We start from the raw sequence: 24,642 nt of genomic DNA on the forward strand, positions 1-24,642 counted from the left end.
TCAAAGTTCACTGTACTTCACAAACTGAAATATATTACTTGTTACGTGCGATGTTCGTAATAAATTTGTAACGATCCCCACGATAAATACATTTCACATACTCTAACGGTAACTCACCTTCTGAATATGACCATTGACGCATTACAAGTACAGGCGCCTTTTTAGGAATATGCAGATGTTCAGCTTCATTATCCGTTGCAATCGAAGCTTCAATTGATTGAGTAGCGCGAACAAGCTTAAAGCCCAGTTTTTTCTCTAAATGTTCATATAAAGATTGTTGCAATATTTCTTCGTTAATATCTTTCACAAGAGTTGGCGACAAATATGTCGTCTCAAATGCAATCGGTTCGTCATCAGCTAAGCGCGTACGCCTCACTTCATAAACCGATTCCCCCTCTTGTATTCTCAACCGGTCTGCTATTTTAGCAGTAGCTGGAACTAGGCGGAAACTTAATAACTGGCTGCTCGGTTTCATACCACGAGAAATCATATCTTCTGTGAATCCCATCATTCCTTGCAACTTTTGCTCCACTTTCGGAAGTTGGACGAACGTTCCAATCCCACGTTTCCGGTATAAATAACCTTGTTCCACTAAGTTATTAATCGCCTGTCTGATTGTCATACGACTCACTTCGAACTTATCACAAAGTTCATTCTCAGATGGAATTTTATCTCCCGGCTTCCATTCACCTTCCTCAATTAGCTGTTTCACCCACTCTTGAATCTGATAATAGATCGGAAATGGTGAATACTTGTCGATGTTCATCAGCAATCGCCTCACTGCATAAAGATAGAGCTTCTGGATCTGCGATTACGGTTACATTCGGATGACGTTGTAGAACTGTAGCAGGACACGCCTCACTATATTCACCTTGCAATAATTCTTTAATAGCTTCTGCCTTTTTAGATCCCATAGCAACAAGTAGAATTTGTTTTGCTTTCATAATACTTCCAATTCCCATTGTAATCGCATGAGTCGGCACATCTTCTTCATTTTCAAAGAAGCGAAGGTTTGCTTGGCGCGTAGATTCTGTTAATTCTACAATGTTAGTTGGAGAATTAAATGGTGTTCCTGGCTCATTAAATCCGATGTGACCGTTTTCACCGATTCCAAGAATCTGTAAGTCAACTGGGTTAGCTACTAGAATGCCTTCATAACGCTTGCACTCTTCCTCTAAATCACTTGCCATCCCATTCGGTACATAAGTTTGTTTAAATGGAAGATGATCAAACAACTGTTCTTGCATGAAATAATGATAGCTGTTTTTATCTTCGTGTGGTAAATTTACGTACTCATCTAAGTTTACAGTGGTTGCATGACTTGTATCAAGTTTATTTTTTCGCATTTCTGCATAAATACCTAATGGAGAGCTTCCTGTAGCCATTCCTAAAGTTGGATTTTCTTTTGATTTTACAACCTCTTTAATTAACTTATAACCTGCTTCTGCTAATTCTTCTGGAGTTTTTACAACAAGAATATTCATCTTATTACTTCCCTTCCTTCATATGAATTCCTAAACGAACCGTATCATATACATGTAATTCTTCAGTCATAACAACAAAGTCTGCATCTTTACCCGCCGCTAACGCGCCTTTATTATTTAATCCAAACTCTTCTGCTTGGTTAACTGATGTCATCAACACTGCATCCTCGATTGAACATCCTGTAAATTCAATTACATTTCGGAAAGCTTGATCCATTTTCAAAATACTACCAGCTAACGTTCCATCTTCTAATCGGGCACTGCCATCTTTTACATGTACTGGCTGTCCGCCAAGTTCATATAATCCTTCTTCAAGACCTTTTGCACGCATTGCATCTGTAATGACACTTACTTTTTTCGGCCCTTTTAATTTATACGCTAATTTCACCATATCAGGGTGAATGTGAATACCATCTGTAATTACTTCAACCATTACATCCGGATTTAATAACACATGACCAACAACTCCTGGTTCACGATGATGTAATCCACGCATTTGGTTGTATAAATGTGTTGCATGTGTAATTTTTCTATTTTTCAGTTGTGCATCAATCGCATCTGTATGCCCCATTGTGCCAACAACACCTGTTTCAGCAAGATACTGTTCAAACTCTAACGCACCTTCTTCTTCCGGTGCATATGTTACTAATTTAATTAGATTACCGCTTGCTTCCTGCCATTGTTTAAATTGCTCGATACTCGCAGGAACAATATGTTCAAGTGGTTGTGCACCCGCACGTTTTTTTGAAACATATGGTCCTTCTAAGTGAATATATTCGAAATGTGCTCCTTTATTTTTCGCTTCCTTCGCAGCACTTAGCGCCGCTTCAATCGCTTCTGGAGCTTGTGTCATTGTTGTTGGGAAGTAAGTTGTAACTCCTTCTTTTAACATTTCTTTACCAAGAGTTACTAATCCATCGCTATTTGCATCCATCGCATCAATATCGTATCCACCATGAATATGAACATCAATCATACCTGGAATCACAATCTTTCCTGCCGCATCTAACACAGTTTCATTTTCTTGTGATACATATTGAGCCATCAAACCAATTTCTTTAACTGTTTCTGCGTAACGAATAAATCCGTTTCCCACTACTTCTTTACCTGTATAAATTTTGGCATTGATGACAACTTGCGTTTTCATTTTCATCGATCCTTTCCCATGAAATACCTACTTATTATTATTACCTTATTCGCCTAATTCCATCTTAATATACACACAAGTAGTTGTCTATACATTCTAATGAAATTTCCTCTTCGTTCAGTGAAAAAAGGAAATTGATTTCTTTTTCATTATAATATATATTATCCATTTTTTCCAAAATGGATAATACCCTCTTATATAATTAGTTACTTAAGTAATGGCATAAGACCGCTTGCCCCCATAGTAATATGTTCACCATCTGTTGCTATTTCTACAGTTCGCTTGTTTGTTCCATATATCATTATACCACGCTGTTTTAATCGTCTTACTACACTTTGATGAGGATGCCCATACGGATTTCTACTCCCGTACGAAAGAATAGCGAATTGTGGATCTACTTTTTTTAAGAATGTTTCACTCGTTGAAGTATACGAGCCATGATGCCCAACTTTTAATACATCTGCATGTACATCAAATTGCTTTAATATTTCATTTTCCGTCCGTATATCAGCATCACCCATTAATAAAAAGTCCGCTTTACCATATCGAATCTTTAACACAATTGAGGACTCGTTATTCTCGTCTTTTGATTTACCATTGTTCAATACTTGTATAGAAACATGTGGATCTAGCGGTATGTATTGTCCTTCCTTCACTGAAATGAAAGGAATGCCCCTTTTTTTAATGTTATTCCGATACGTATGATAAGTAAATGAACTATATGTTTTCCCACTATCTAATACGAGTGAAACTGGCATTTGTTCTACAATTGGAATAAGCCCCCCTATATGGTCCATATCAGGATGAGTACTTACAATCACATCTAAATGATTAATTCCTTTTTCAATTAGTTTTTGAATAATAACCTCTCCCGCTTCATAAGGACCCCCATCTATTAACATCGTTTGACCATTTGGCAATGTAATAAGTGTCGCATCACCTTGTCCAACTTTTAAAAAACTCACTTTCATTTTACCGAAATGTTGCCGCTGCATATGTATAGAAGACGTAGTATGAATAGACATCATATATCTTTTAGCCGATGCGCTGTTTAACGAAAAACATAATAAAACAGAAACCAACAATAGAATACTCCGTACACCCTTCATAGCTCGTCTCCTTTTTTCATTTAGTATGGCACGCTCTGTAATTGATATACAAAAAAAGCTTAGCAAAATGCTAAGCTTTTATTTTGATAATTCCTGTAAAGAACCAAAGAATAAATCTGCTTCATTCATTTGTTCATTTTCTTCCGAAAGAGGTGGTAAATCATCTAATGTTTTCAATCCAAACGTATCTAAAAACTCTTTCGTCGTTCCGTATAAAATAGGGCGCCCCGGTCCTTCCGCTCTTCCCGTTTCTTTTATAAGTAAGTGTGAAACTAACGTTTGTAATGCCTTGTCTGTTTTCACTCCTCGAATCTCTTCCATTTCTGTCCTTGTAATCGGTTGACGGTACGCAACGATTGCCAACGTTTCAAGAGCTGCTTGAGACAGTGACGCCGTTGTTGGGGTATCTATTAATTTTTGATAGTATGCAGCATGTTCTTTCTTTGTTGCAAAACGAAACATTTTTGCATATTGCACAATTTGCAGACCGCGATTCGATCCTTCACATTCTTTTTGCATTTCCTCTATACTGTTTATTACTTCTTCCACTTCAACTTCCAGAACTTTAGCTATCTGTTCCGGATAAATTCCTTCGTCACCTGCAACAAATAAAAGCCCTTCAATAATCGCTTTTTGTTCTTTTCTATCCATTTTACGAACTCCTTCCTCCTATTTCCCATAAAAAATACACATAAAAAAACCGAATCACAGTAAATGCGTTCGGTTCAATATTTCTTCTCTCGTTCCAAACGATACATTAAAACCTAACATAAGATAAAATATTTCTATCCCATCTTCATATGCTGGCTCTATACGGATTTATTAGAGCTTGATACGAAAATTTCATCAAAATTATGTTCTTGCTCAATTATGATTTGTTGATTTTTCATTAGCTCAAGAACCGCTAAAAATGTTACAACCATTATTTCACGTTCTTCATCAACAAACAAATCATAAAAACTTTGACGACCGCCTCTTACTTCTAACTGTTGTAGAATATCAGTCATTCGCTGTGCAATCGGTATTTCTTGACGAGTAATTCGCGTTGTTACGGGGGTCTTTGCTTTTTTACGACGCATTAGCTTTTGAAATGCCGCTAACATATCATATAACGTAACATCAAGAGGTAAGCTTGTCTCCTCTTCTTGTTGAAATGATGTAAAATCAATTGGCGGACGTGTATATAGCTGTGCTCTTTCTTGTTCTCTTTCTTTTAACTCAGTAGCAACTTGCTTATATTTCTTATATTCAATTAACCTCTCCATCAATTCTTGACGAGGGTCATCTATAAAGTCTTCACCGTTATCAGGTACATCTTCTTCTTGTTTCGGTAACAACATTTTACTTTTAATTTGTAATAACGTTGCAGCCATTACTAAATACTCGCTGGCAACATCTAATTGTAATTCTTTCATCGTATGGACATAAGATAGATATTGCTCTGTAATTTCCGCTACAGGAATATTATATATATCGATTTCGTAACGATGTATTAAGTGTAACAATAGATCTAAAGGCCCTTCAAAAGCCTCTACTTTAAAATTATACTGCACAAAGCATCCCACCACATTTTTTCTATAACACCATAAGTATAGAGCATACTCATGTTCTATCCAACCTTTTTAAGAAATTTAATTAAAAATAGACCTATGCCCATGTCATAATGCCCACCGCTTCATATGATAACAATGTAGTAAGAACAATGTAGGAGGTCAAAAAACTATGGGTCACGTTGATTGTGGTTTTAGCGGTGGGTTCGCATTACTTGTTGTACTGTTCATTTTACTAATCATTGTAGGAGCAGCTTGCTTCTGCTAATATGAAGCAATAAAGCGACTAGGGATACTTCCCTAGTCGCTTATTGTTAATATTTCTATGATAAACTGTACATATAACCGTTAGACAGGAGCGAAAAAAATGTATCCTACCGAGTACATACAATTTTTAATTCATTTTCACGGAGACTGTGATTATTTTGAATGCCATGAAATATTAGAAGAGTATTGGAAATTAAAACCTAGAGGAGAACGCGACACTTACTTAGTCGGTCTCATTCAAATTGCTGTTTCCTTATACCATCACAGACGATCCAACTGGAATGGTGCAGAGAAGATGATAAAAAGCGCAATAGCACTTTTAGAAAAGAACAGTTCGCCGTTACATCAATTAGGAATAGATCATAAACAACTTATATTCTTATTAAATGAAAGATTACAATCTATCCACAAAAAGGAATTTTTCGCGCCGTTATTTTTACCATTATTAGACGCATCGTTAGAAAAACAATGCATACAGTTATGTAAGAAACAAAACCTCTCTTGGAAAGATGTGAATTTCATTCCTGGTGAATACATCATAAATAAGCACACATTGCGTGATCGAACAGAAGTCATTTCTGAACGACACGAACAACTACAAAAAAGAAAGCAGAGATAATAAACTACTTATCCCTGCTTTCATGAATGTATATTTTGTTCAAGCTCTTTACACTTTTTGCAAAAACTTGCTGTTTGCTCATTTCCGCAAATTGTAAACTCAAGAAATTTACTCTTAAGCTCTTGAACCATCTTCGTCCCAATCCCCATATGACGGTGAGACGGATTCACGCTCAAATGCTGAATTTCCAATACCTGATCTTCTTTTTTTATAATCCCCATTATCCCAACAAAATCTTCATTTTGTTTCCACAAATACAATTGCCAATCCTCTTTCGCTTCATACTCTTTCATTGTCAATTGTAATGTTTTTACATCTTTTTCAGTTGGCATAAATGAAAGAAGCCCCATTGCAATTTTTTCATAACTTTTTTTAAAACGAATTAACATAACCCTTATCCCTTCTTACAAAAGTTACAAACTATTTATCCCATCAATCACTCTTTTCATATCACATTCATTCTACAATATTTTTACCAGAGTGAGAAGAGGCTGAAACAACTTGATAATCATACAAAGCGTTAAGAAGAAAGTCAAATATATGTTTCCACGCTATTTCTTTCTATTACACCGCTCAAAAAAAAGACAATACTATATAGGAACTACAAGGAAAATCCCTTTCTCATCACATTTCACTTATTAACCACTTTTGAACAAAGTAGTTCTACCAAAAGCAATATGTTAAGAGAAATACATTTATTGAAGCATATAATTCGTACTCCATCCTATGTATTTTGTTAAAAGTGTGTTCTCATGAAACATATAATTTAACGTTAGTAGCCGTCCTATTTGTGTCATATACTTTAAAATATATACCAATTCCTGTTTATAGGAAATAAAAAAAGAGAGCAAAATCGCTCTCTTCTTCTCATAACTTATTCTTCCCAAACTTTAACTTCTTTCATTACATCGCCTTGACGCATGTTTAATACCGTTTCAATACCGCTTGTTGCTTTACCGAATACAGTATGTACGCCATCTAAATGCGGTTGTGGCTCATGAACAACAAAAAATTGGCTACCACCTGTATTACGACCAGCATGTGCCATAGAAAGTGATCCAACAAGGTGTCTACGAGGATTTCCATCAGTCTCACATGGAATAGAGTAACCTGGGCCACCTGCACCTGTTCCTGTTGGGTCTCCACCTTGGCTTACGAAGCCAGGAATAACGCGGTGGAATGTCACACCGTCATAAAATCCTTGCTCTGCTAATTTCTTAAAGTTTTCTACTGTTTTTGGTGCCTCTTCTGGGTAAAATTCTAAATCGATTTTTTCGCCATTTTCCATTAATATGTATCCTAAAGTTTTCATATGTATATGTCTCCTTTCAACTATCTCAGCACTATATTACCATATTCATGACGAGAAACAAAAAGAATCCGACAATCTGCATACTTCTTTTTCGAAATGCGGAAAATGCTAGGTGACAAATTTTTAAAATATACTATAATAACTGTGTTGCCCGAAAATTTCAGAAAGAGAAAGGGAGCGATTTTTCGTGAAAGCGAAATTACTAGCTCTGCTATTAGCTGTAGCCGTATTTATTATGCCAACAGCTTCATTTGCAGACATCATTGAGGGAGAATCAATTGTTACACTAGGAGAAAACTTATCTGAACAACAAAAACAAGAGCTGTTAAAAGAAATGAAAGCACCAAAAGATGCTACAATCATCACTGTGTCTAATGCGGAAGAACATAAATTTCTAGAAGGAATTGTTCCAAAAGCACAAATTGGTACAAGAGCAATTTCCTCTTCTATGATTACATACACAAAACCAGGATCAGGTCTCATTGTACGCTCAAAAAACATTAATTCGATAACAGATGCAATGTACACAAATGCACTTATTACAGCAGGTGTGAAAGATGCAGAGATTCAAATTACTGCACCATTTAAAGTTTCCGGAACTGCTGCTTTAACAGGTTTAATGAAGGCCTATGAAACAACATCGAACAAAGAAATTCCAGAAGATGTTAAAAAAGTAGCCAATGAAGAAATGGTACAAACAGCAAAACTTGGTGATAAAATCGGTGAAGACAAAGCAGTTCAACTTGTTGCAAAAATTAAAGAAGAAATTGCAAAAGAACAGCCAAAAACAACTGAAGATTTACGTTCATTAATTAAAAAAATTGCTGATCAACTTGGCATTACATTAACAGATGAACAGTTGGATAACTTAGTATCGTTATTTGATAAAATGAAAAATCTTAATATCGATTGGAACCAAGTTGGTAGTCAATTAGATAAAGCAAAAGACCATGTGTCTGCCTTCTTAGGATCTGAAGAAGGACAAAGTTTCCTAGATAAAGTAAAAGATTTCTTCTCTAGTATCATTGATTTCGTTAAATCTTTATTCAAGTAAAAAAGAAGCTCGCCAGTGACGAGCTTCTTTTTTATACAAGTAACGGTAATTTCATAATAGCTTCTTCAACCGAACGAACAACATGATTTGCTTTCTCCTTCACATACGGATGAGCATGATGGAGGGTGAAGGAGTGCGGGGTTACTTCAAACATAGAAATATCATTGAAAGAATCTCCAATACATGCAACTTCATTTGCTTCAATTTGTAAATGTTCCATTAATCGCTTCAGAGCGCTTCCTTTACTTACACCTCTTGGCATAATGTCAACATAGCGCTTACCCGATATAAAAACTTCTGCTTCGCTATGAAATGTATCTCGCAACTCTTGATCTAATGCTACAATTTTTTCTTCTTCTCCAAAAACAAATAATTTCGCAGGATGTACAGTCTTCCCAAATTCCTCTTCTAGTTCTTCGATTTCAGCAATATGCACTCCCATATACTCTTCAAAATTATGATGATGTTCATTCTTCCTTTTTGTATATCGCTGCTCATTTGCACAAACAATATCTGCTAGTCCCTTTTTATGTATATATCGATATATTTCCTGGGCAACCCCATCTTCAAAACTCGATTCATGAAATACTTTTCCATCCGGTAGTATCATTGTCGCTCCATTTAAACTAGTTGTGTAATACGGGAACGAAAACCTTTTTACCGCCTCATCAATTCGGTGAGTAAAACGGCCAGAGGCAAAACAAATATTTGTCCCTTTTTCAGCTAGCCAACAAAGCGCTCGTTCATCTTCTTTTTGCATATGATTCACATTGTAAACGAGCGTATCATCTAAATCACTTACAAATAGTTTAATCATGTCCTCTTCCCCTTTCATACACAATATCTACTCTAATTGTACAAAAAAAATGTTTGATTTTTGTTAAAAAACAATAAATTTTCAATAAAAAATAAGCGGAGCATAATCCCGCTTATTTTTGTCTTCGCACATTTTGAGGTCTTACAATACTTGGCCGAACCTTTAAACTAGACATAGTTGGACGAAGTAAAATTTTCGTTAACGCGCCCCAATCAAACGGTAAAAACGGCCATAAATACGGTGTTTGCAAGCTTCTTATAGATGTTAAAAATAGAATCAACATCGTCATTCCAATGACAAATCCCATTTCATGAAATATGCCTGTTAAAATAATAACAAACAATTTTCCTACCTTATTTCCAAGTCCAAGTTCATAACTCGGCGTTGCAAATGATCCAATCATAGAAACCGCTACATACAAAATAACTTCTGGTACAAATAAACCTACATCAATTGCAATTTGACCAATTAATATGGCAGAAATTAATCCTGCTGCAGACGACAATGATGTCGGTGTATGGATGGCAGCCATTCTTAAAAATTCGAGTCCGACTTCCGCCATCAAAATTTGTAATAAAATTGGTAAGTGCGTCATCTTGTTTGGTCCAATGAAAGCAAGACTATCCGGTAAAAGAGTTGGATTAAAAACAAAAACTAACCAAAATGGCAGTAAGAACAGCGAAAATATAACACCTAAAAAACGTACCCAACGTAAAAATGTACCTACAGCTGGATTTTGTCTAAACTCTTCTGCATGCTGTAAATGGTGGAAATATGTTGTTGGAGTGATCATAACACTTGGTGATGTGTCAACAAGTACTAACACATGTCCTTCTAATAGATGATTTGCTGCTACATCTGGTCTTTCTGTGTATCGAATAAGCGGGAATGGATTGTAACCTTGTTTAACTACAAATTCTTCTACTGTTTTATCCGCCATCGTAATCCCGTCTACATCAATGTTATTTAATTCTTGTTTTATAATCTTTACTAAATCTGGATTTGCAACATCTTGAACGTATGTAATACAAATATCCGTTTGCGATCTATCTCCGACTCGAATCATTTCATTTCGAAGACGTGGATCGCGTATCCTTCTACGAATTAATGCTGTATTTACAACGATATTTTCAACAAAACCATCCCTTGCACCGCGCACTACCTTTTCTGTATCTGGTTCTGTCGGTGTCCTGCCCGGATAACTACGAACATCTATTGCAAACGCTTCCGTTTCGCCTTCCACAAATATAATAATGAGTCCTGATAATACTTGGAGCATTACCTCATCCATCGTTTTCACTTTACTTACTTGTTGATGAATTAAACGATTCTCTAAAAGCTTCACTGTATCTTCTTCTACATCCCTTATTTCATTTGTATCCACCGCTTCTTCTAAAATAGGGATAATATAATTCGTATCACAAAGTCCATTTACAAATAACACACCAATTTCTTTATTTAAAATTTGAAATTTACGAATACCAACATCGTATGTAACACCGAGCCCGACTGTTTGCTTTAAGTAGTTTTCATTATCACTTAAAAAAGATGAAATCGGGATATTCACTTTTTTAGGCTTCGTCATAAAACCCACTCCTTTCCAAAATTAATTGAATCGCTTTTCTAGTAATAGGTGATCCTCTCTCCCATTCATCATTTCCGCACATCTTGCCAATATCACCGACCCCCACTATGACAGGAACATTCAGACCATCTAAACAATAAATCGTATCCCCACTAATCCTGCCAATTTCACCATCTGGGAGTCCAAATTTATCAACGCCATATTCTGTCAAATCTCCATTCCGATCTACACTTACATCTACACGCGCCCATTCCCAATGATGTGTATTAGATGCTACTGCTAAAATACCCAGTACATCAACTTGTTTATGTGTTGCGACATACTTTAACGCCTTTTCACCAGATCCTTCTCCTATAAATCCGCTGTCATCAAACATGACAAATACAGGGTCATATGGCGTTTGCATAATAAGCTCAACAACTTTCTTCCCTGTCAATTTGGTCGGATTACTTTGCGATGCTGAAATACACCTTCCCCCAAATTCCTTTGTTAACAACTCAATTGTCCGCTTTGCATATTCATCTCCATCTGTGACCAAAACAACCCTTCGTCTCATTTGATTTATCCTTTCGGTTTACATATAAGTGCAACAAAAAATGAAAATAATATCGCTGCTGAAATCCCCGCAGACGTTAAGCTAAACATACCGATTCCAATTCCTAAATATCCATGTTTTTCTGCCGCATGCATTGCCCCGTGCAATAGTGAGTGTCCAAAACTTGTAATAGGGACCGTTGCCCCAGCACCTGCAAATTTTATAAGCTTATCGTACAATCCGAATCCGTCTAAAATAGCTCCGGCGACTACAAAAGTTGCCATTAAATGTGCCGGTGTTAACTTTGCGAAATCTAGCAACACTTGTCCAATTACACAAATAGCTCCTCCTACAAGAAATGCGTATATAAAATCCACCATTCACTCTCCTTTAACACTTTCAAACACAACACCATGCGCAATCGTTGGAATCGTTTCCTTTTGTTGCATCATCATGGGGCTTAATAAAGCTCCAGTTGCAACGACAAAAATTCTTTGTAAATTCCCTTTTTGCATTTCACGCAATAAATGGCCGTATGTTACAACAGCTGAACAAGCACAACCACTGCCCCCTGCAAACACTTCTTCTTGATTTGAATTGTAAATCATTAATCCACAATCATTGTATACATTCCCCAAATCATACCCTTCCTCAAGTAAAAGTTGTTTCGCAATTGGTGTCCCAACAGCTGATAAATCACCAGTAACAATAAGATCATAATCAGCTGCACTTCTTCTCAAATCTTCAAAATGCTGTTGAATTGTATGAGCAGCAGCTGGCGCCATTGCTGATCCCATATCTAAAGGATTAGCAATTCCTAAATCCTGTACTTTGCCGATTGTTGCTGCTGTTATTTTAATTGCACTCTCCTCATTGCTAATTAATATTGACCCTGCTCCGGTAACAGTTGAGTTTGCTGTCCCTGGCTTTTGTCCTCCGTATTCTGTTGGATAACGAAATTGTCTTTCAGCCGTCGCATTATGACTACTTACCGTAGCTAAGACACGATTCGCAAATCCACCATCTATAAAAGCTGATCCAATCGCCAAAGTTTCCATTGACGTCGCACAAGCGCTGAACATCCCTAAAAAAGGAATACCATACTCACGAGCAACGTAATTTGCTGTCACTGTTTGGTTTAATAAATCTCCCGCTAAAAAGAAATCAATTTGTGATGTTTTTATATTTCCTTTTTGCATCGCTTGTTGAATCGAGTCTGACATTAACCTTCGTTCAGCAAGTTCCCAGTTTTCCTCTCCGCAATGTAAGTCAGAATATGAAATATCAAAATCCTTTCCAAGAGGGCCTTCAGCTTCTTTCGGACCGACAGCAGTACCAGTTGCATTCACGAAGATATCATTTTGAAATACCCACGTTTGTTTTCCTGTCAATCTCATACCTATCCCTCCTTTAAGACATTAAAATTTGAAATGTATATCTTATTAATCCGATAATGTATGCACCGACGACTCCAAATACAATGACACTTCCTGCAAGCTTAAACATGTTAGTAGCGATTCCTAGAACAATCCCTTCACTCCTATGTTCTAGCGCGGCACTCGCCATAGAATTCGCAAATCCAGTAACTGGTACTGCTGATCCCGCTCCAGAAAACTGCCCGATTTTATCATATACACCACACCCTGTTAAAATCGCTGATAGTAAAACAAGCGTTGCAACTGTCGGATTTCCTGCCTCTTGCTCACTAAAGTGAAAATAATGTATATAAAATTTCATCAATATTTCTCCGACTGTACAAATGAGCCCACCTACAAGAAATGCCTTCACACAATTTAGCAAATAGTTTGGCTTTGGATGGTACTCCTTCACTTTATTTATGTAATCATCTTTCATTTTTCGCCTTGTCATATATATTGCCTCCTACTTTACGAAATAAATCCAGTGAAACAATGAGCCTATTACTTTTCCAAGTACAAGAGCAACGAGTAAAACAACAATTTTCCCCTCAACCCCGACTCGTTTCGCTAAAATAGGTAAAACATTTAATACTTCTGTTAATGCCGCAGCAAGCATTCCAATGAATGTGCCACAAAATAACCCTAATATTACAAGCCAATATTGCGATGTTTGAAATGTAATGTTTTTCAAACTACACCAAGCCCCAGTTAAAGTACCCGCAATGACAGCCCACTCAAAATATTGAATATGCTTTCCACTTCTCGTTAATTGAGCTAAGCGCGGGATAATACCGAGAACAGCTAAAAAGGCAACATATCCGCTACCTACTGCAATCCCGCCAGCTAAACCAATTAATATAACAAATACACACTCAATCATCAGCAATCTGTTTCGTATTATCCCTATTTTCATGAACGATTACGTATTGATCGAGCGACTGCTGATATTGAAACATCTCAACTTCTAACGGGCTCGGCTCTTCATTAATTCGCTTTTGAAATACATGATTAAAAAATAAAACCATACCTAATCCAAGACCTACTGAATATGGAACTTGAAATAATAGTGGTTGCTCCTTAAACTCTCCAGTAATCATGTAATATAACCGTTGATGTACTTGTTGCATACTTACATCTTCATGAAAATAAATAATTGCGAGTGCTGCTCCAATGAAAAGCAACAACCATACAAGTCCAAAGAAAACCGGATGCACTTTCTTTTTTTCATATATAATTTCAACAAGAGTTTGTCCAGAACCCAGTAAATTAATTTGTACATGAGATGCTTTTTGTTGAATAATCTCAATTACTTTCATGACATCAATTACAACATGCGTCTTATCATGTGCTGTTATGTTGTAAACTATCTCATTTTGTAACGACTCAACTACAAAAGAATCTCCTGCAAGTTGAGCAACATCGCTCAGCTTTACTTCATAAGAAGGAGAAACTTTTAATCGATTTCGCATTTTGAGATATATTGTTTGTTCCAATTTTCATTCACCCCTTCACTCTTCCTCGTAGTTGTAGTATGGTTATTGGAATTTTTTCTAATACAATTTTTTCATAAAAAAAACATCTGTACCGTTTCGGTACAGATGTTTTTTAGCTACGCCTTTTTCTTAAATAAATTTGCAATACTTAATGCAAGTCCTCCCCAAATGACTACCATACCTATAACCATCATCATAATCGCTGATCCGCTCATCATGAAACACCTCGGTCCTTCCATTCTTTTTCAAGCTGGGCAGAGTCTGAATGTATTTGTGCATTCCATTTTTTCAAGCTAATGACTAGCGCAACTATAAGAAACGCTGCCGCTATCGACCAACCATACGTTACAACAAAAAAAGATCGAATAGATGGCTATTCATCTATTCGATCTTTCATCTGTTTTAATATTTTCTTTTCAAGTCTTGAAACTTGTACTTGCGAAATGCCTATGCGCTCCGCTACTTCTGATTGGGTTTGGTCTTTATAATAGCGCAAATACACAATTAGCCGTTCTCGTTCATCCAATTCTCTAATTGCTTCTTTTAAAGCAATTTTATCAAACCATTTCGTTTCCGATTGATCTGCAATTTGATCTAAAATAGTAATTGGATCTCCATCGTTTTCATACACAGTTTCATGTATCGACGAAGGAGCACGACTCGCTTCTTGCGCCAGAACAACTTCTTCCGGCGTTAGTTCAAGAGCCTCTGCTACCTCATTAATCGTTGGAGCCCTTCCAAATTCCTTCGAAAGCTCATCTCTCATCTTTCGGACTTTGTTTCCTGTTTCTTTTAAAGATCTACTTACTTTAATTGATCCATCGTCACGTAAAAATCGTTGTATTTCACCGATAATCATTGGAACTGCATATGTTGAAAATTTCACGTCGAAAGATAAATCAAATTTATCTACCGATTTTAAGAGTCCAATACATCCAATTTGAAATAAATCGTCTGGTTCGTATCCTCGATTAAGAAATCGCTGCACAACCGACCATACGAGACGCATATTACTTTGAACGATTGTATCTCTCGCTTGTTGATCTCCATCTTGACTCTTTTGAATTAACGCTTTTAGCTCGTGGTCCTTTAACTGAGGTTTCTTCTTCTCATTTCTGACCTCTATGTCCATTGGCTATTCTCCTTAATTGCATAGAGCGTTACTATTTGATAAGTATTTTGTCAAATGGATTGTTGTCCCGAAAGATTCGTTTGAAATAACTTCTACTTCATCCATAAAATTTTCCATGATAGTAAATCCCATTCCGGAACGCTCTAATTCAGGTTTAGTTGTAAAAAGGGGTTGTCTTGCTTCATCTAAGTTAAAGATACCAATCCCTTCATCTCGAATCGTGAGTTTCACCATCGCTTCTTCCAAAATCACTGAAATATAAACAACACCTTCTGCATTTCCTTCATACCCATGAATAATTGCATTTGTAACCGCTTCTGACACAACTGTTTTAATCTCTGTTAGTTCTTCCATCGTCGGGTCTAATTGCGCAATAAAAGCAGCTACCGTAACACGAGCGAATGATTCATTCTGACTTAACGCTGAAAATTGAAGGTTCATTTCATTTCTCATCTATGCCACCCCCAACGTCGCGAGCGCATGCGCTTCACTTTCTTCTAAACGAACAATTTTGAATAGACCTGACATTTCAAATAAACGTTTAACAGGCGGTGAAATTGCACAGACAACCATCTCTCCACCTAATCCCTTTACATGTTTATATCGGCCTAATATAACGCCTAAACCTGAACTATCCATAAATGTTAAGTTCTCTAGGCTCAAAACAATATGATGAACACCATGTGTCTCAATCATATCTGTTACTTTCGTTCGCAACTCTTCAGCAGTATGATGATCTAATTCACCCTCTAGCCTCACACATAAGACGTCACGTTTTACTTCTAAATGCATGGAAAGACTCACACGATTTCCTCCTTATGCTCAAACTTTATTCTTTAACATAAGATTTTCGTGATATAAAACAAGAATCCTTCCTACTGACAAAAGAAGAACTATTTCGCCATAAAGTGAAACCTTTCAGCAATTATCCCCGTAAATACGAACAGAAAAGCGGCAAAATTTTCACCGCTATTTTGATGTTGAAAACATCCCAAAGCTTCGTTTAAATAACTCCCACCAGCTAGCTGCATCAACATCTTCTTTCGCTACAATTGTTTGTTTTAATAAAACATCTTTATCTCTTTTAATAACAAGTGTGCCAAGTGCATCACCTTTTTTAATCGGTGCCTTCACTTTCTTTTCAGCAATCACTTCTTGTTTAACTTTGTCCATATTTTCGCCCTTCTTCATAAGAAGAGACACATTGTCTGACGCAACTAAATCTACTTTTTCTTCCTTACCTTTTCCTACTTGTACAGTCTTAATTTTCTCACCACGTGTATACAATTTCTTTGTCATGTATTGTCCAAATGCATAATCAAGCAGCTTCGTTACTTGATTGTTCCGCTCTTTTGATGTAGGTGCTCCCATTACAACTGAAATAACACGCATACCATTTTTTTCAGCTGATGCCGTTAAACAATATTTCGCTTCTGTCGTAAAGCCTGTTTTCACTCCATCTACTCCAGGATAAAAACGTACTAACTTATTCGTATTAACGAGCCAAAACTTCTTATCCGTATTTTCACGTAAATAGTCTTCATATTTACCTGTGTATTTTCGAATAAGTGGATACTTCATCAACTCTTTCGCCATAATAGCCATATCATTCGCTGTAGAATAATGATCTTTGGCCGGGAGACCTGTCGGATTTTGAAAATGGGTATTTTTCAGTCCTAAATCTTTCGCTTTTTTGTTCATCATATTTACGAAGCCTTCTTCTGAACCAGCGATATGCTCAGCTACTGCAACAGATGCATCATTTCCAGATGCAATTGCAATGCCCTTTAACATTTCATTTACAGTCATCTCTTCCCCAGGTTCTAGAAAAATTTGTGATCCGCCCATTGAAGCTGCGTGTTCACTCGCTCTCACTTTATCTGTCAGTTTTAATTTTCCTTTTTCAACTTGTTCCATAATTAAAAGCATTGTCATAATCTTTGTCATACTAGCAGGTGGTAACTTTTCATTCGGATTTTTATCAAATAAAACTTTACCTGTATCTTGCTCAATTACGATCGCTGACGACGCTTGTTCCGCTAACTTCGGCGTGGCTTCTTCTGTTTTCTCCTGCTTCGTTTTCTCAGATTGCGCAAAACTAACTGAAGTACCAGAAAGCAATAACATGAAACAAACAAGTATTCCAAAAACTCGCTTCATGACTAACCCTCCATTCTATATCAAACCTATTTTTCCCAATTTACTCATTTTTAATACCATATTTTTCTATTAATTTCATTTGACAAATAACGTAATTGTCGATATTGTATTAAGTGTATTACATGTAGTAGTACACTTAATACTCACCAGGAAGGAGACATTGCTCTTGCATATTCAACTTGATCCAAGAAGCAACACTCCGATATGGGAACAAATTGTTCAAAATATAAAAGAACTCGTATTGAAAAACATGTTAGCTCCAAGTGATAAGCTTCCTTCTGTACGCGAACTCGCTTCTTTGCTCGTCATAAATCCAAATACAGTTAGCAAAGCATATCAAGAATTAGAGCGACAAGGGATTATTGAAACATTACGAGGAAAAGGAACATTTGTATCCCAATCGATTACCCCAACATTAGACGAAAGGAAAATCGCTATGGTTGAAAAGCAATTTCATCAATTATTACTAGAAGCCTCTTATCTTGGGATTACGAAAGATAAAATTCACGATTGGATAGATTCATACTATAAAGAGATTGGAGGAAATACAGATGCTGAATGTGACAAACTTGAAGAAAACAATTGATAACCAAACGATTTTAGACGATGTTTCTTTCACATTACAAAAAGGTAGTATCGTCGGATTGCTCGGAAGAAATGGCGCAGGGAAAACAACTTTATTACGAACGATGGTCGGCATTTTAGACCCGGATGAAGGAACTGTTACATATGAGGATACAGATGTTCATAAGCATCCTGAAATTAAACAAAAAGTTGTATACGTTCCGGATTCTACTAACATACTGAACGGATATACAGTAAAGGAAATTGTGAAGTTTTATAAAGCAGTTTATACAGCATTTGATGAATCATATTTCTATGAACTGTTAGAACGTTTCAACTTACCAAACAAACGTATTCGTAGTTACTCAAAAGGAATGAAAGCACTGCTTGCGATCATTTTAGCTTTCGCTGCAAAAGCAGAATATATCATTTTAGATGAACCGACAAACGGACTTGATCCTATCGTTAAAAGACAGATTCTACAATTTCTCGTTGAAGAAGTAGCAGAAAAAGAAATTACAATTTTTATCTCCACTCACCATTTAGATGAAGTTGAAAAAATTGCCGATACAATCATTATTTTAAAAGGACATACAGTAGATTCTATTACATCACTAGATGATGCAAAATCACAATTTGCTAAAGTACAAGTTGCTTACGAACGATCACTACCTCAAAAACTAGAAAACTTAAGCAATATTAAAATATTAAACCAAACGGGAAAAGTATATACGATTTTAATCGAAGGAAATGTGGCTACAACACTGGAGAAGTTTTATAAAGAGCAACCAATACTCATTGAAGAATTAACAATGTCACTTGAAGATGTCTTCGTTACGACACTTGAGGGGGATGGGTATGTTTCATAAGGCGCTGTGGATGTGGAATTGGAAGCGCGGGAAGTATGCTGCGTTACTTTTTCTCTTCAGTTCACTTTATTTTTTATCTTTCGAATACTATCAAGCAGCAGAAGAACAACAGTCTCTCTTTCTCCATCCAGAAAAATTTGGTGAAGAAAAGTTCTACTATCATTATTCTTTCCTTTCCTCTAATAGCTTTTGGTTAGGTATTATTACAATTATCCTAGCCTGTATATTAATCGGCTGGGAGCGAAGTAATCAAAATGGAAATTCACTTATGACGTTTCCATTTAAAAGACGTGATATGTTCTTATCAAAGTGGGTTTTCGGTGGATTTTTCATTGTACTATCACTTCTAATCAATTGGGGTCTTATGTATTTTATTTATAAATCTACGATTCACTTTGAATATCAATCTTTCGAACCGTTTCATCGATATTTTCTGTATGCAATTTTCACATATATCGCTATCTATACTGTCTCTTTATGTATTGGTACATTTACTGGCAGTATTATTTCACAAAGCATCTTTAGCATTACTTTTTGCATAATGGGAATGGGAATCTTTTCACTCTTACTCTTTTTCTTTACATCTCATGCTGAGGCAATACAGGGGAATAAAAGTTATACGACTTTCGAAAACATTTATGAATTCAATAAAAAAACCAACATTTCAAGCACCATATTAGACTTTTCAATTAGTTATAATTACCACCCTACTGCCCAATCATATGAAGATCATGGAAAAGTAATACAAAGAGGACCTACTTATCATAGTTACTACTCTACAAAAGTAATACTTGTTCCTATCTTCTATACAATTTGTAGCTTACTGATTGGTATGTTTCTTTATACAAGATCACCTAATGAGCATAATAAGAAAATCTTCCTTTTTCCCAAATATAACTCACTCTGGATATGGGGTACTACTTTTTATTTTGCATTAATAGGTGGGCAAATGTTAAAGCGTTTTGATTTATTATTTAGTTACTATGTTGGATTCATTTTATTCGGAATCGTCACTTATTTTATACTATCACGTCTTACAAACAATAAAGTCTTTTAAAGGAGAGATCCTATGTTTCAAAAAGCATTATGGGTGCATACCTACAAGCAAAGTAAATATATTGTTTGGCTATTTTGGTTAGTAAGTTTTTATGTACTATCATATAAATACTATTTAGCAGCTGCCGAGCAACTAAAATATTTACATGAACATAATGAATGGAAATATATATACCGGTACAGTTATCACCTTTCACTTCCCGATGCTATCATGGTTCAAGGAGCACTCCTTATTGCATTAGCCTGCATCCTTATTGGATGGGAGCGTCAAAATCAATCAAGTGACATTCTATGGTCTATGCCATTTAAACGGACAGATCTCTTCATGACGAAATGGCTTTTTGGCGTGTGTAATATTGTAGCTATCGTTATATTGAATTGGGGACTTTTTGCTATTATGAAAAAGACAACCTTTCATAATAAATATCAAGTATTTTCACCATTTCATACTTATTTCGTATACATGGTCATCGTCTTAATCGCTATCTATACACTTGCATTGTTCATAGGAACAATTGCTGGTAATATGATCTCACAAGGATTCTTCAGTGTCGCTATACTTGGATTCCCTTTTATTTTGCCGACACTAATTGTCGGAGTTATTTCTATTCATACGGTTGGACTTATTTCCAACCATACCGTCTATACGGAGGAAAATGTAGATCGTTACGGCTCAGTAATAGAAAAAGTGAGTATTTTAGCGCCAGTTCGCGGATTTAATATTGATTTTAATTACGACCCTCAACGCGCTTATACTGATCAACAAGGCGTACGTCATGACGAGCCGAATTTTACGTATATTCCTTCAGCAACAAAACTTATCGGTCCAATCGCAAATATACTTATTCTATTCCCTTTAGGAATGTACTTATATACAAGATCACCTAATGAACAAAACGGAAACTTTCTATTATATCCGAAGCTCAAAAAACTATGTATGATATGTTGTGTAATCTTTATTGGAATGTTTGGAGGAATGGCAGCGGGAGGAAGTCACTCTATCTTAAATTATTATATTGGTTTTATAGGGACCAGTACGATAGTCTACCTGCTATTATCTCGCTTATTAAAATTTAAATTTTCTTGGCGCGTGAAATAGCCTCCTCACTAAGAGGAGGTTATTTCACATTCTCTCTCCTATCCCCATACACCCTCTCTTCTTTCATCCCAAATCCATCACCATTTTTCACAATTTGCTCTGTCGGTGCGACTACACTTTCAGCAATTTTCCATTCGCCGCGCTCTTTCACAAATACTTGCAGAAAATAGTTCATGCCATTTAATTGATACGCATTTTCTTTTTTTACATTATAGTGCACCGCAATGTAGTGCACTTGAATATTTTCTTTCCCTGCTTTTGATACGTATTGCGATAATCTTGGAATGTACATTGATGCTTTCTTAAATGGTAATTGCTTCGCTTTAACGAGCGATGAACTTGTTACATTACGCAGAGTGTCCTGATTACGAACATTATCACTATGATGAAATAATACTGCGTTTTGCATAGAACGAACCCATAATTTCGAATACAGGACAGTATTATCGTTTTCAATGTACTTCACTTCTTTTTGCACCACTTGGATAGGGGTATCAGCGTACATGAATGTATGAAAGCAGAAAAAACTTCCAAGTAAAATGGTAAGTGCAGCAATATATTTCATAATCTTTCCTCCGATCTGTTTAATTAAAGTATCGGAGTTTCAAAATATTTTTATTCAAAAGAAAAAGGATAGGAAAGCTCTCGCTTCCTATCCTCATTTATTATAATACGCGGCCAAATAGTTCTAAAACCATTTCTATCTCTTGGTCGCTCCAACCTTTAAATTTCTCTTTATAATATTCTTTACGCACAGCTTCAAGCTTTTCAGTTACTTCTCGTCCGTTTTCAGTAATTTCTAAGTATACGATACGACGGTCCGAATTTGAACGTTTTCTTTCAACAAACCCTTTTCGCACGAGACGATCTGTTACAGCTGTAATATGACTGGAGGTTACGTTTACTTCACTCGCAATTTGCGAAGCCATCTGTGGACTTTTTAAAAATAACGCACGTAATACAGAGAATTCATTATATGGCATATGCTCTGAAAAACGTGTATTAATATCATTTTGTAATAAACGTATCATCTTTCGAAATGATGCAGATAAATCTAAAATCAGTGTTTCTCTATTTTCGTTCACTAGCCTCGTCCCTTTTTTATCATATTTACACATATTATAATCTATAAATACCTATGTTGTATATGCTTTCTTCTCACAACATTCTCATTTATGTAACTTTTTTCATACGATTTTCTTTTTTGTTCACACATATACATGTAAAAAAGGATGGTGAGCATAAATGCAAGGTGGAATGAATCCGTATTTACATAATATCCGTACGACAAATACTGGTAAAGAAGCTACTATTACTGTACAAGGAGAAGGTATTATAAAGGCAAAACCAAATGTTGTCATATTAACACTGGGCATTCGAACAGATAGTAAAAATGTAAAACAAGCGCAAGAAGAAAATGCAGTGCAATCGAAACAATTGCTTGATGCACTCAAACAGCTAGGTATTGCCGATAAAGATATAGAAACCATTTCTTATACAATTACTCCTCAATACGAATATGTAAATGATAAAGCATTACTACAAGGCTACCGTGTGGAGCATTTGTATGAAATTACCGTTTTAAATGTGCAAAAAGCAGGGGAAGTATATGATATAGCCGTTACGAATGGTGCAAACGTAGCAAAAGGATTACGTTTTCGAATATCTCATCCAAATAAATATTATGAGCAAGCTCTCATTCAAGCTCTACAACAAGCAGTAGACAAAGCTCGTACAATTGCGAGTACCTACAATTTAAATATTAATCCTGTTCCCCTCTCACTCGTTGAAGAATCTGTCCAATTACCACGGGAGATCGCATCATATGCTACTTTGCATGCGCAAGCAGCTCCGCCCATTCAATCAGGAGAACTAGAAATCATTTCATCTATCCGGGCAATTTTTACGTATTTATAAATAAACTCATTTATAAGTAACCGTTATCATTTTCATTGTTGTAAAAACATGATGTTCTGATATAATAAAGGACGGTGAGCTCTTACATAAGAGATATCACGGGTGGGAGAGGGATATGAAAAAGAAGGTTTAACATGAAAGGAATACTTGAAAGAACATTTAAATTAGACTTACACCAAACATCACCAAAACAAGAAGTTTTAGCTGGAGTCACGTCATTTTTCACAATTGTTTATATTATGATTGTAAATGCGTCAATCTTATCAGATGCCGGCATTCCTCTTGAGGCAGGAATTTTGGCAACTGTTTTTAGTTCATTTGTCGGATGTCTACTTATGGCATTTTGGGCAAATGCACCTGCTATTCTTGTCCCTGGTATGGGTGTAAATGCATTCTTTACGTACACTGCTGTGCATACGCTTGGTTTAACTTGGCAAGAAGCATTGGCAGCTGTTTTTATCGCCGGTATTATTTTTTCAATTGCTGCTTTTACACCGATTGCTCGCGTGCTTTCGGTATCGATTCCAAAGTCATTAAAGGAAGCGATCACTGTCGGTATCGGGTTGTTTTTAGCTTTCATCGGCTTGCAAAAAGGTGGTTTAGTCGTTTCGCATCCTAATACTGCTGTTGCAATGGGGAAATTAAGTAGTCCTGTCGTTCTTGCCACACTACTTACTCTTATTGTCGCACTTGTGCTATTTGTGCGTAACGTACGTGGAAGCTTTTTATGGACAATTGCAATTGGCACTGGTATTGCATGGCTGTTTGGTCTTGTTGATACGAGTCAACTGGGAAATAGTTCGTTTTCATTCGCTAATTATGGCGATGTGTTTGGAGCTATGTCATTTGGGAAACTTTCTTCCTTGCCATTTTGGATTGCAACATTCTCCTTAAGCATGGTGCTTATTTTTGAGAACATGGGACTACTGCACGGTTTATTAGAAGATGACCGTAAATTCCCACGTGCTTACCAAGCAAATGCAATTTCAGCAATGACATGTGGTCTATTTGGCACAAGCCCTACCGTTTCAACAGTAGAGAGTGCCGCAGGTATTACTGCAGGCGGAAAGACAGGTCTGACGTCTATCGTTACAGGGTTGTTATTCTTCGCATCACTGTTCGCACTTCCGTTTGTCAAACTAATTCCTGATAGTGCCATTGCACCAATCTTAATTATTATTGGCGGCCTGATGATTACAAGCATTCAACAAATTCCTCTGAACGACTTTTCAGAAGGGTTTCCAGCGTTTTTAATTATCGTTATGATCCCGCTCACATATAGTATCGCTGATGGCATTGCGTTCGGATTTATCGCTTATCCTATTTTAAAAGTTGCTATTGGAAAGCGTAAAGAGGTTGCACCATCCATGTATATCATTACATGCTTATTCTTAGCCATGTTCGTATTACACGCTATTGGCTAGTAAAAAACACCGAGGAAAAGCCCTCGGTGTT

At 36.3% G+C, this 24,642-nt stretch carries 32 protein-coding genes; 9 read left to right on the top strand and 23 right to left on the bottom strand.

The features are described from left to right. Window positions 1-34 precede the first annotated feature (34 nt). The 6 genes from ACFWDE_RS04100 to scpA all read right to left on the bottom strand — a co-directional run bounded on the left by ACFWDE_RS04100 (window position 35) and on the right by scpA (window position 5,293). Window positions 35-766 carry a GntR family transcriptional regulator gene (locus ACFWDE_RS04100; RefSeq protein ID WP_080019115.1) on the bottom strand — a complete coding sequence of 244 codons (732 nt, stop codon included), beginning with the start codon at window positions 764-766 and terminating at the stop codon, window positions 35-37. Then, window positions 696-1,484 (bottom strand): glucosamine-6-phosphate deaminase, encoded by a 789-nt coding sequence (nagB, locus tag ACFWDE_RS04105; protein ID WP_002033913.1) that lies wholly within the window; start codon window positions 1,482-1,484, stop codon window positions 696-698. The genes ACFWDE_RS04100 and nagB overlap by 71 nt, the downstream gene beginning before the upstream one ends. A gap of 4 nt (window positions 1,485-1,488) precedes the next feature. Then, complete coding sequence (gene nagA, locus ACFWDE_RS04110) at window positions 1,489-2,631, bottom strand: N-acetylglucosamine-6-phosphate deacetylase (protein ID WP_002145926.1); 1,143 nt, start codon at window positions 2,629-2,631, stop codon at window positions 1,489-1,491. Window positions 2,632-2,837: 206 nt separating this feature from the next. Next, window positions 2,838-3,740 carry a ComEC/Rec2 family competence protein gene (locus ACFWDE_RS04115; protein ID WP_377890275.1) on the bottom strand — a complete coding sequence of 301 codons (903 nt, stop codon included), beginning with the start codon at window positions 3,738-3,740 and terminating at the stop codon, window positions 2,838-2,840. A gap of 78 nt (window positions 3,741-3,818) precedes the next feature. Beyond that, entirely contained in the window at window positions 3,819-4,391 is a 573-nt protein-coding gene (gene scpB, locus ACFWDE_RS04120; protein ID WP_002145924.1) for an SMC-Scp complex subunit ScpB, read from the bottom strand. Between the two features lie 158 nt (window positions 4,392-4,549). Further along, window positions 4,550-5,293, bottom strand: coding sequence for a segregation/condensation protein A (scpA, locus tag ACFWDE_RS04125; RefSeq protein WP_377890278.1), 744 nt, complete (start codon window positions 5,291-5,293; stop codon window positions 4,550-4,552). A 169-nt stretch (window positions 5,294-5,462) separates the two neighbouring features. Here scpA and ACFWDE_RS04130 point away from each other — a divergent pair, with 169 nt between their 5' ends. Then, window positions 5,463-5,558: a YjcZ family sporulation protein gene (locus ACFWDE_RS04130; protein WP_000510194.1), complete on the top strand. Its 96-nt coding sequence runs from the start codon at window positions 5,463-5,465 to the stop codon at window positions 5,556-5,558. A 99-nt stretch (window positions 5,559-5,657) separates the two neighbouring features. Then, entirely contained in the window at window positions 5,658-6,176 is a 519-nt protein-coding gene (locus ACFWDE_RS04135) for a DUF309 domain-containing protein (protein WP_377890280.1), read from the top strand. Window positions 6,177-6,196: 20 nt separating this feature from the next. On the opposite strand, the gene ribT is transcribed toward ACFWDE_RS04135, so the two are convergent. Together ribT and ACFWDE_RS04145 are read right to left on the bottom strand one after the other, a co-directional pair. Beyond that, window positions 6,197-6,565 (bottom strand): GNAT family N-acetyltransferase RibT, encoded by a 369-nt coding sequence (gene ribT, locus ACFWDE_RS04140; RefSeq protein ID WP_000908403.1) that lies wholly within the window; start codon window positions 6,563-6,565, stop codon window positions 6,197-6,199. Window positions 6,566-7,050: 485 nt separating this feature from the next. Beyond that, on the bottom strand, window positions 7,051-7,488 hold the full coding sequence (locus ACFWDE_RS04145; protein WP_002160618.1) for a peptidylprolyl isomerase: 438 nt from the start codon (window positions 7,486-7,488) through the stop codon (window positions 7,051-7,053). A 187-nt stretch (window positions 7,489-7,675) separates the two neighbouring features. Between ACFWDE_RS04145 and ACFWDE_RS04150 the strand changes: the two genes are divergently transcribed. Next, window positions 7,676-8,542, top strand: a complete 867-nt coding sequence (locus ACFWDE_RS04150; RefSeq protein ID WP_078172871.1) for a DUF1002 domain-containing protein — start codon at window positions 7,676-7,678, stop codon at window positions 8,540-8,542. 31 nt (window positions 8,543-8,573) lie between these two features. Here the strand turns inward: ACFWDE_RS04150 and ACFWDE_RS04155 are convergent, their stop codons facing one another. From ACFWDE_RS04155 to dacF, 13 genes are all read right to left on the bottom strand, one after another. After that, window positions 8,574-9,377, bottom strand: a complete 804-nt coding sequence (locus ACFWDE_RS04155; protein ID WP_377890283.1) for a Cof-type HAD-IIB family hydrolase — start codon at window positions 9,375-9,377, stop codon at window positions 8,574-8,576. A 94-nt stretch (window positions 9,378-9,471) separates the two neighbouring features. After that, on the bottom strand, window positions 9,472-10,944 hold the full coding sequence (spoVAF, locus tag ACFWDE_RS04160; protein WP_264539105.1) for a spore germination protein SpoVAF: 1,473 nt from the start codon (window positions 10,942-10,944) through the stop codon (window positions 9,472-9,474). Beyond that, window positions 10,931-11,500, bottom strand: coding sequence for a stage V sporulation protein SpoVABEA (gene spoVAEA, locus ACFWDE_RS04165; protein WP_367960894.1), 570 nt, complete (start codon window positions 11,498-11,500; stop codon window positions 10,931-10,933). Before spoVAEA ends, spoVAF begins: the two co-directional genes overlap by 14 nt. 5 nt (window positions 11,501-11,505) lie before the next feature. Next, the gene (gene spoVAE, locus ACFWDE_RS04170; RefSeq protein WP_002014916.1) at window positions 11,506-11,856 is read right to left on the bottom strand and encodes a stage V sporulation protein AE; all 351 of its coding nucleotides are present in this window, start codon (window positions 11,854-11,856) and stop codon (window positions 11,506-11,508) included. A gap of 3 nt (window positions 11,857-11,859) precedes the next feature. Further along, window positions 11,860-12,876, bottom strand: coding sequence for a stage V sporulation protein AD (spoVAD, locus tag ACFWDE_RS04175; RefSeq protein WP_377890287.1), 1,017 nt, complete (start codon window positions 12,874-12,876; stop codon window positions 11,860-11,862). Window positions 12,877-12,889: 13 nt separating this feature from the next. Then, window positions 12,890-13,348: a stage V sporulation protein AC gene (spoVAC, locus tag ACFWDE_RS04180; protein ID WP_377890289.1), complete on the bottom strand. Its 459-nt coding sequence runs from the start codon at window positions 13,346-13,348 to the stop codon at window positions 12,890-12,892. A gap of 12 nt (window positions 13,349-13,360) precedes the next feature. After that, complete coding sequence (gene spoVAB, locus ACFWDE_RS04185) at window positions 13,361-13,777, bottom strand: stage V sporulation protein SpoVAB (RefSeq protein ID WP_377890291.1); 417 nt, start codon at window positions 13,775-13,777, stop codon at window positions 13,361-13,363. Beyond that, on the bottom strand, window positions 13,770-14,390 hold the full coding sequence (locus ACFWDE_RS04190; protein WP_377890293.1) for a stage V sporulation protein AA: 621 nt from the start codon (window positions 14,388-14,390) through the stop codon (window positions 13,770-13,772). Before ACFWDE_RS04190 ends, spoVAB begins: the two co-directional genes overlap by 8 nt. A gap of 116 nt (window positions 14,391-14,506) precedes the next feature. Next, window positions 14,507-14,605, bottom strand: a complete 99-nt coding sequence (locus tag ACFWDE_RS04195) for a methionine/alanine import family NSS transporter small subunit (protein WP_000016829.1) — start codon at window positions 14,603-14,605, stop codon at window positions 14,507-14,509. A 158-nt stretch (window positions 14,606-14,763) separates the two neighbouring features. Beyond that, a complete protein-coding gene (gene sigF, locus ACFWDE_RS04200; protein ID WP_002122210.1) occupies window positions 14,764-15,522 on the bottom strand; it encodes an RNA polymerase sporulation sigma factor SigF in 759 nt (252 codons plus the stop codon). Between the two features lie 12 nt (window positions 15,523-15,534). After that, window positions 15,535-15,975: an anti-sigma F factor gene (spoIIAB, locus tag ACFWDE_RS04205; protein ID WP_001243400.1), complete on the bottom strand. Its 441-nt coding sequence runs from the start codon at window positions 15,973-15,975 to the stop codon at window positions 15,535-15,537. Then, window positions 15,976-16,326: an anti-sigma F factor antagonist gene (spoIIAA, locus tag ACFWDE_RS04210; RefSeq protein WP_002088460.1), complete on the bottom strand. Its 351-nt coding sequence runs from the start codon at window positions 16,324-16,326 to the stop codon at window positions 15,976-15,978. A 165-nt stretch (window positions 16,327-16,491) separates the two neighbouring features. Continuing rightward, window positions 16,492-17,682 (bottom strand): serine-type D-Ala-D-Ala carboxypeptidase DacF, encoded by a 1,191-nt coding sequence (gene dacF, locus ACFWDE_RS04215; protein ID WP_078172866.1) that lies wholly within the window; start codon window positions 17,680-17,682, stop codon window positions 16,492-16,494. 166 nt (window positions 17,683-17,848) lie between these two features. On the opposite strand from dacF, the gene ACFWDE_RS04220 reads away from it, so the two are divergent. From ACFWDE_RS04220 to ACFWDE_RS04235, 4 genes are read left to right on the top strand one after another with little or no spacing between them, the layout of a single operon-like run. After that, window positions 17,849-18,268 carry a GntR family transcriptional regulator gene (locus ACFWDE_RS04220; protein WP_377890296.1) on the top strand — a complete coding sequence of 140 codons (420 nt, stop codon included), beginning with the start codon at window positions 17,849-17,851 and terminating at the stop codon, window positions 18,266-18,268. Then, window positions 18,234-19,115 (top strand): ABC transporter ATP-binding protein, encoded by an 882-nt coding sequence (locus ACFWDE_RS04225; RefSeq protein ID WP_377890298.1) that lies wholly within the window; start codon window positions 18,234-18,236, stop codon window positions 19,113-19,115. Before ACFWDE_RS04220 ends, ACFWDE_RS04225 begins: the two co-directional genes overlap by 35 nt. Further along, window positions 19,105-20,172 (top strand): ABC transporter permease, encoded by a 1,068-nt coding sequence (locus ACFWDE_RS04230; protein WP_377890300.1) that lies wholly within the window; start codon window positions 19,105-19,107, stop codon window positions 20,170-20,172. Before ACFWDE_RS04225 ends, ACFWDE_RS04230 begins: the two co-directional genes overlap by 11 nt. 12 nt (window positions 20,173-20,184) lie before the next feature. Next, window positions 20,185-21,270, top strand: coding sequence for an ABC transporter permease (locus ACFWDE_RS04235; RefSeq protein WP_377890302.1), 1,086 nt, complete (start codon window positions 20,185-20,187; stop codon window positions 21,268-21,270). Window positions 21,271-21,289: 19 nt separating this feature from the next. Here the strand turns inward: ACFWDE_RS04235 and ACFWDE_RS04240 are convergent, their stop codons facing one another. Together ACFWDE_RS04240 and ACFWDE_RS04245 are read right to left on the bottom strand one after the other, a co-directional pair. Then, a complete protein-coding gene (locus ACFWDE_RS04240) occupies window positions 21,290-21,835 on the bottom strand; it encodes a hypothetical protein (protein WP_193662394.1) in 546 nt (181 codons plus the stop codon). Window positions 21,836-21,935: 100 nt separating this feature from the next. Continuing rightward, window positions 21,936-22,355 (bottom strand): MarR family winged helix-turn-helix transcriptional regulator, encoded by a 420-nt coding sequence (locus ACFWDE_RS04245; protein WP_002088468.1) that lies wholly within the window; start codon window positions 22,353-22,355, stop codon window positions 21,936-21,938. Window positions 22,356-22,515: 160 nt separating this feature from the next. On the opposite strand from ACFWDE_RS04245, the gene ACFWDE_RS04250 reads away from it, so the two are divergent. Together ACFWDE_RS04250 and ACFWDE_RS04255 are read left to right on the top strand one after the other, a co-directional pair. Continuing rightward, window positions 22,516-23,187, top strand: coding sequence for an SIMPL domain-containing protein (locus tag ACFWDE_RS04250; protein ID WP_002111627.1), 672 nt, complete (start codon window positions 22,516-22,518; stop codon window positions 23,185-23,187). Window positions 23,188-23,321: 134 nt separating this feature from the next. Next, complete coding sequence (locus tag ACFWDE_RS04255; protein WP_377890305.1) at window positions 23,322-24,611, top strand: NCS2 family permease; 1,290 nt, start codon at window positions 23,322-23,324, stop codon at window positions 24,609-24,611. The last annotated feature ends 31 nt before the right edge of the window (window positions 24,612-24,642 follow it).

This window comes from Bacillus sp. NPDC060175 (assembly GCF_042728695.1).
Classification (GTDB): domain Bacteria; phylum Bacillota; class Bacilli; order Bacillales; family Bacillaceae_G; genus Bacillus_A.

Bases quoted from the DNA above. Each gene is read 5' to 3' on its own strand.
- ACFWDE_RS04100 (WP_080019115.1), bottom strand. From the start codon at position 766: ATGAACATCGACAAGTATTCACCATTTCCGATCTATTATCAGATTCAA.
- nagB (WP_002033913.1), bottom strand. From the start codon at position 1,484: ATGAATATTCTTGTTGTAAAAACTCCAGAAGAATTAGCAGAAGCAGGT.
- nagA (WP_002145926.1), bottom strand. From the start codon at position 2,631: ATGAAAACGCAAGTTGTCATCAATGCCAAAATTTATACAGGTAAAGAA.
- ACFWDE_RS04115 (WP_377890275.1), bottom strand. From the start codon at position 3,740: ATGAAGGGTGTACGGAGTATTCTATTGTTGGTTTCTGTTTTATTATGT.
- scpB (WP_002145924.1), bottom strand. From the start codon at position 4,391: ATGGATAGAAAAGAACAAAAAGCGATTATTGAAGGGCTTTTATTTGTT.
- ACFWDE_RS04130 (WP_000510194.1), top strand. From the start codon at position 5,463: ATGGGTCACGTTGATTGTGGTTTTAGCGGTGGGTTCGCATTACTTGTT.
- ACFWDE_RS04135 (WP_377890280.1), top strand. From the start codon at position 5,658: ATGTATCCTACCGAGTACATACAATTTTTAATTCATTTTCACGGAGAC.
- ribT (WP_000908403.1), bottom strand. From the start codon at position 6,565: ATGTTAATTCGTTTTAAAAAAAGTTATGAAAAAATTGCAATGGGGCTT.
- ACFWDE_RS04145 (WP_002160618.1), bottom strand. From the start codon at position 7,488: ATGAAAACTTTAGGATACATATTAATGGAAAATGGCGAAAAAATCGAT.
- ACFWDE_RS04155 (WP_377890283.1), bottom strand. From the start codon at position 9,377: ATGAAAGGGGAAGAGGACATGATTAAACTATTTGTAAGTGATTTAGAT.
- spoVAF (WP_264539105.1), bottom strand. From the start codon at position 10,944: ATGACGAAGCCTAAAAAAGTGAATATCCCGATTTCATCTTTTTTAAGT.
- spoVAEA (WP_367960894.1), bottom strand. From the start codon at position 11,500: ATGAGACGAAGGGTTGTTTTGGTCACAGATGGAGATGAATATGCAAAG.
- spoVAD (WP_377890287.1), bottom strand. From the start codon at position 12,876: ATGAGATTGACAGGAAAACAAACGTGGGTATTTCAAAATGATATCTTC.
- spoVAC (WP_377890289.1), bottom strand. From the start codon at position 13,348: ATGACAAGGCGAAAAATGAAAGATGATTACATAAATAAAGTGAAGGAG.
- spoVAB (WP_377890291.1), bottom strand. From the start codon at position 13,777: ATGATTGAGTGTGTATTTGTTATATTAATTGGTTTAGCTGGCGGGATT.
- ACFWDE_RS04195 (WP_000016829.1), bottom strand. From the start codon at position 14,605: ATGAGCGGATCAGCGATTATGATGATGGTTATAGGTATGGTAGTCATT.
- sigF (WP_002122210.1), bottom strand. From the start codon at position 15,522: ATGGACATAGAGGTCAGAAATGAGAAGAAGAAACCTCAGTTAAAGGAC.
- spoIIAB (WP_001243400.1), bottom strand. From the start codon at position 15,975: ATGAGAAATGAAATGAACCTTCAATTTTCAGCGTTAAGTCAGAATGAA.
- dacF (WP_078172866.1), bottom strand. From the start codon at position 17,682: ATGAAGCGAGTTTTTGGAATACTTGTTTGTTTCATGTTATTGCTTTCT.
- ACFWDE_RS04225 (WP_377890298.1), top strand. From the start codon at position 18,234: ATGCTGAATGTGACAAACTTGAAGAAAACAATTGATAACCAAACGATT.
- ACFWDE_RS04230 (WP_377890300.1), top strand. From the start codon at position 19,105: ATGTTTCATAAGGCGCTGTGGATGTGGAATTGGAAGCGCGGGAAGTAT.
- ACFWDE_RS04235 (WP_377890302.1), top strand. From the start codon at position 20,185: ATGTTTCAAAAAGCATTATGGGTGCATACCTACAAGCAAAGTAAATAT.
- ACFWDE_RS04240 (WP_193662394.1), bottom strand. From the start codon at position 21,835: ATGAAATATATTGCTGCACTTACCATTTTACTTGGAAGTTTTTTCTGC.
- ACFWDE_RS04250 (WP_002111627.1), top strand. From the start codon at position 22,516: ATGCAAGGTGGAATGAATCCGTATTTACATAATATCCGTACGACAAAT.
- ACFWDE_RS04255 (WP_377890305.1), top strand. From the start codon at position 23,322: ATGAAAGGAATACTTGAAAGAACATTTAAATTAGACTTACACCAAACA.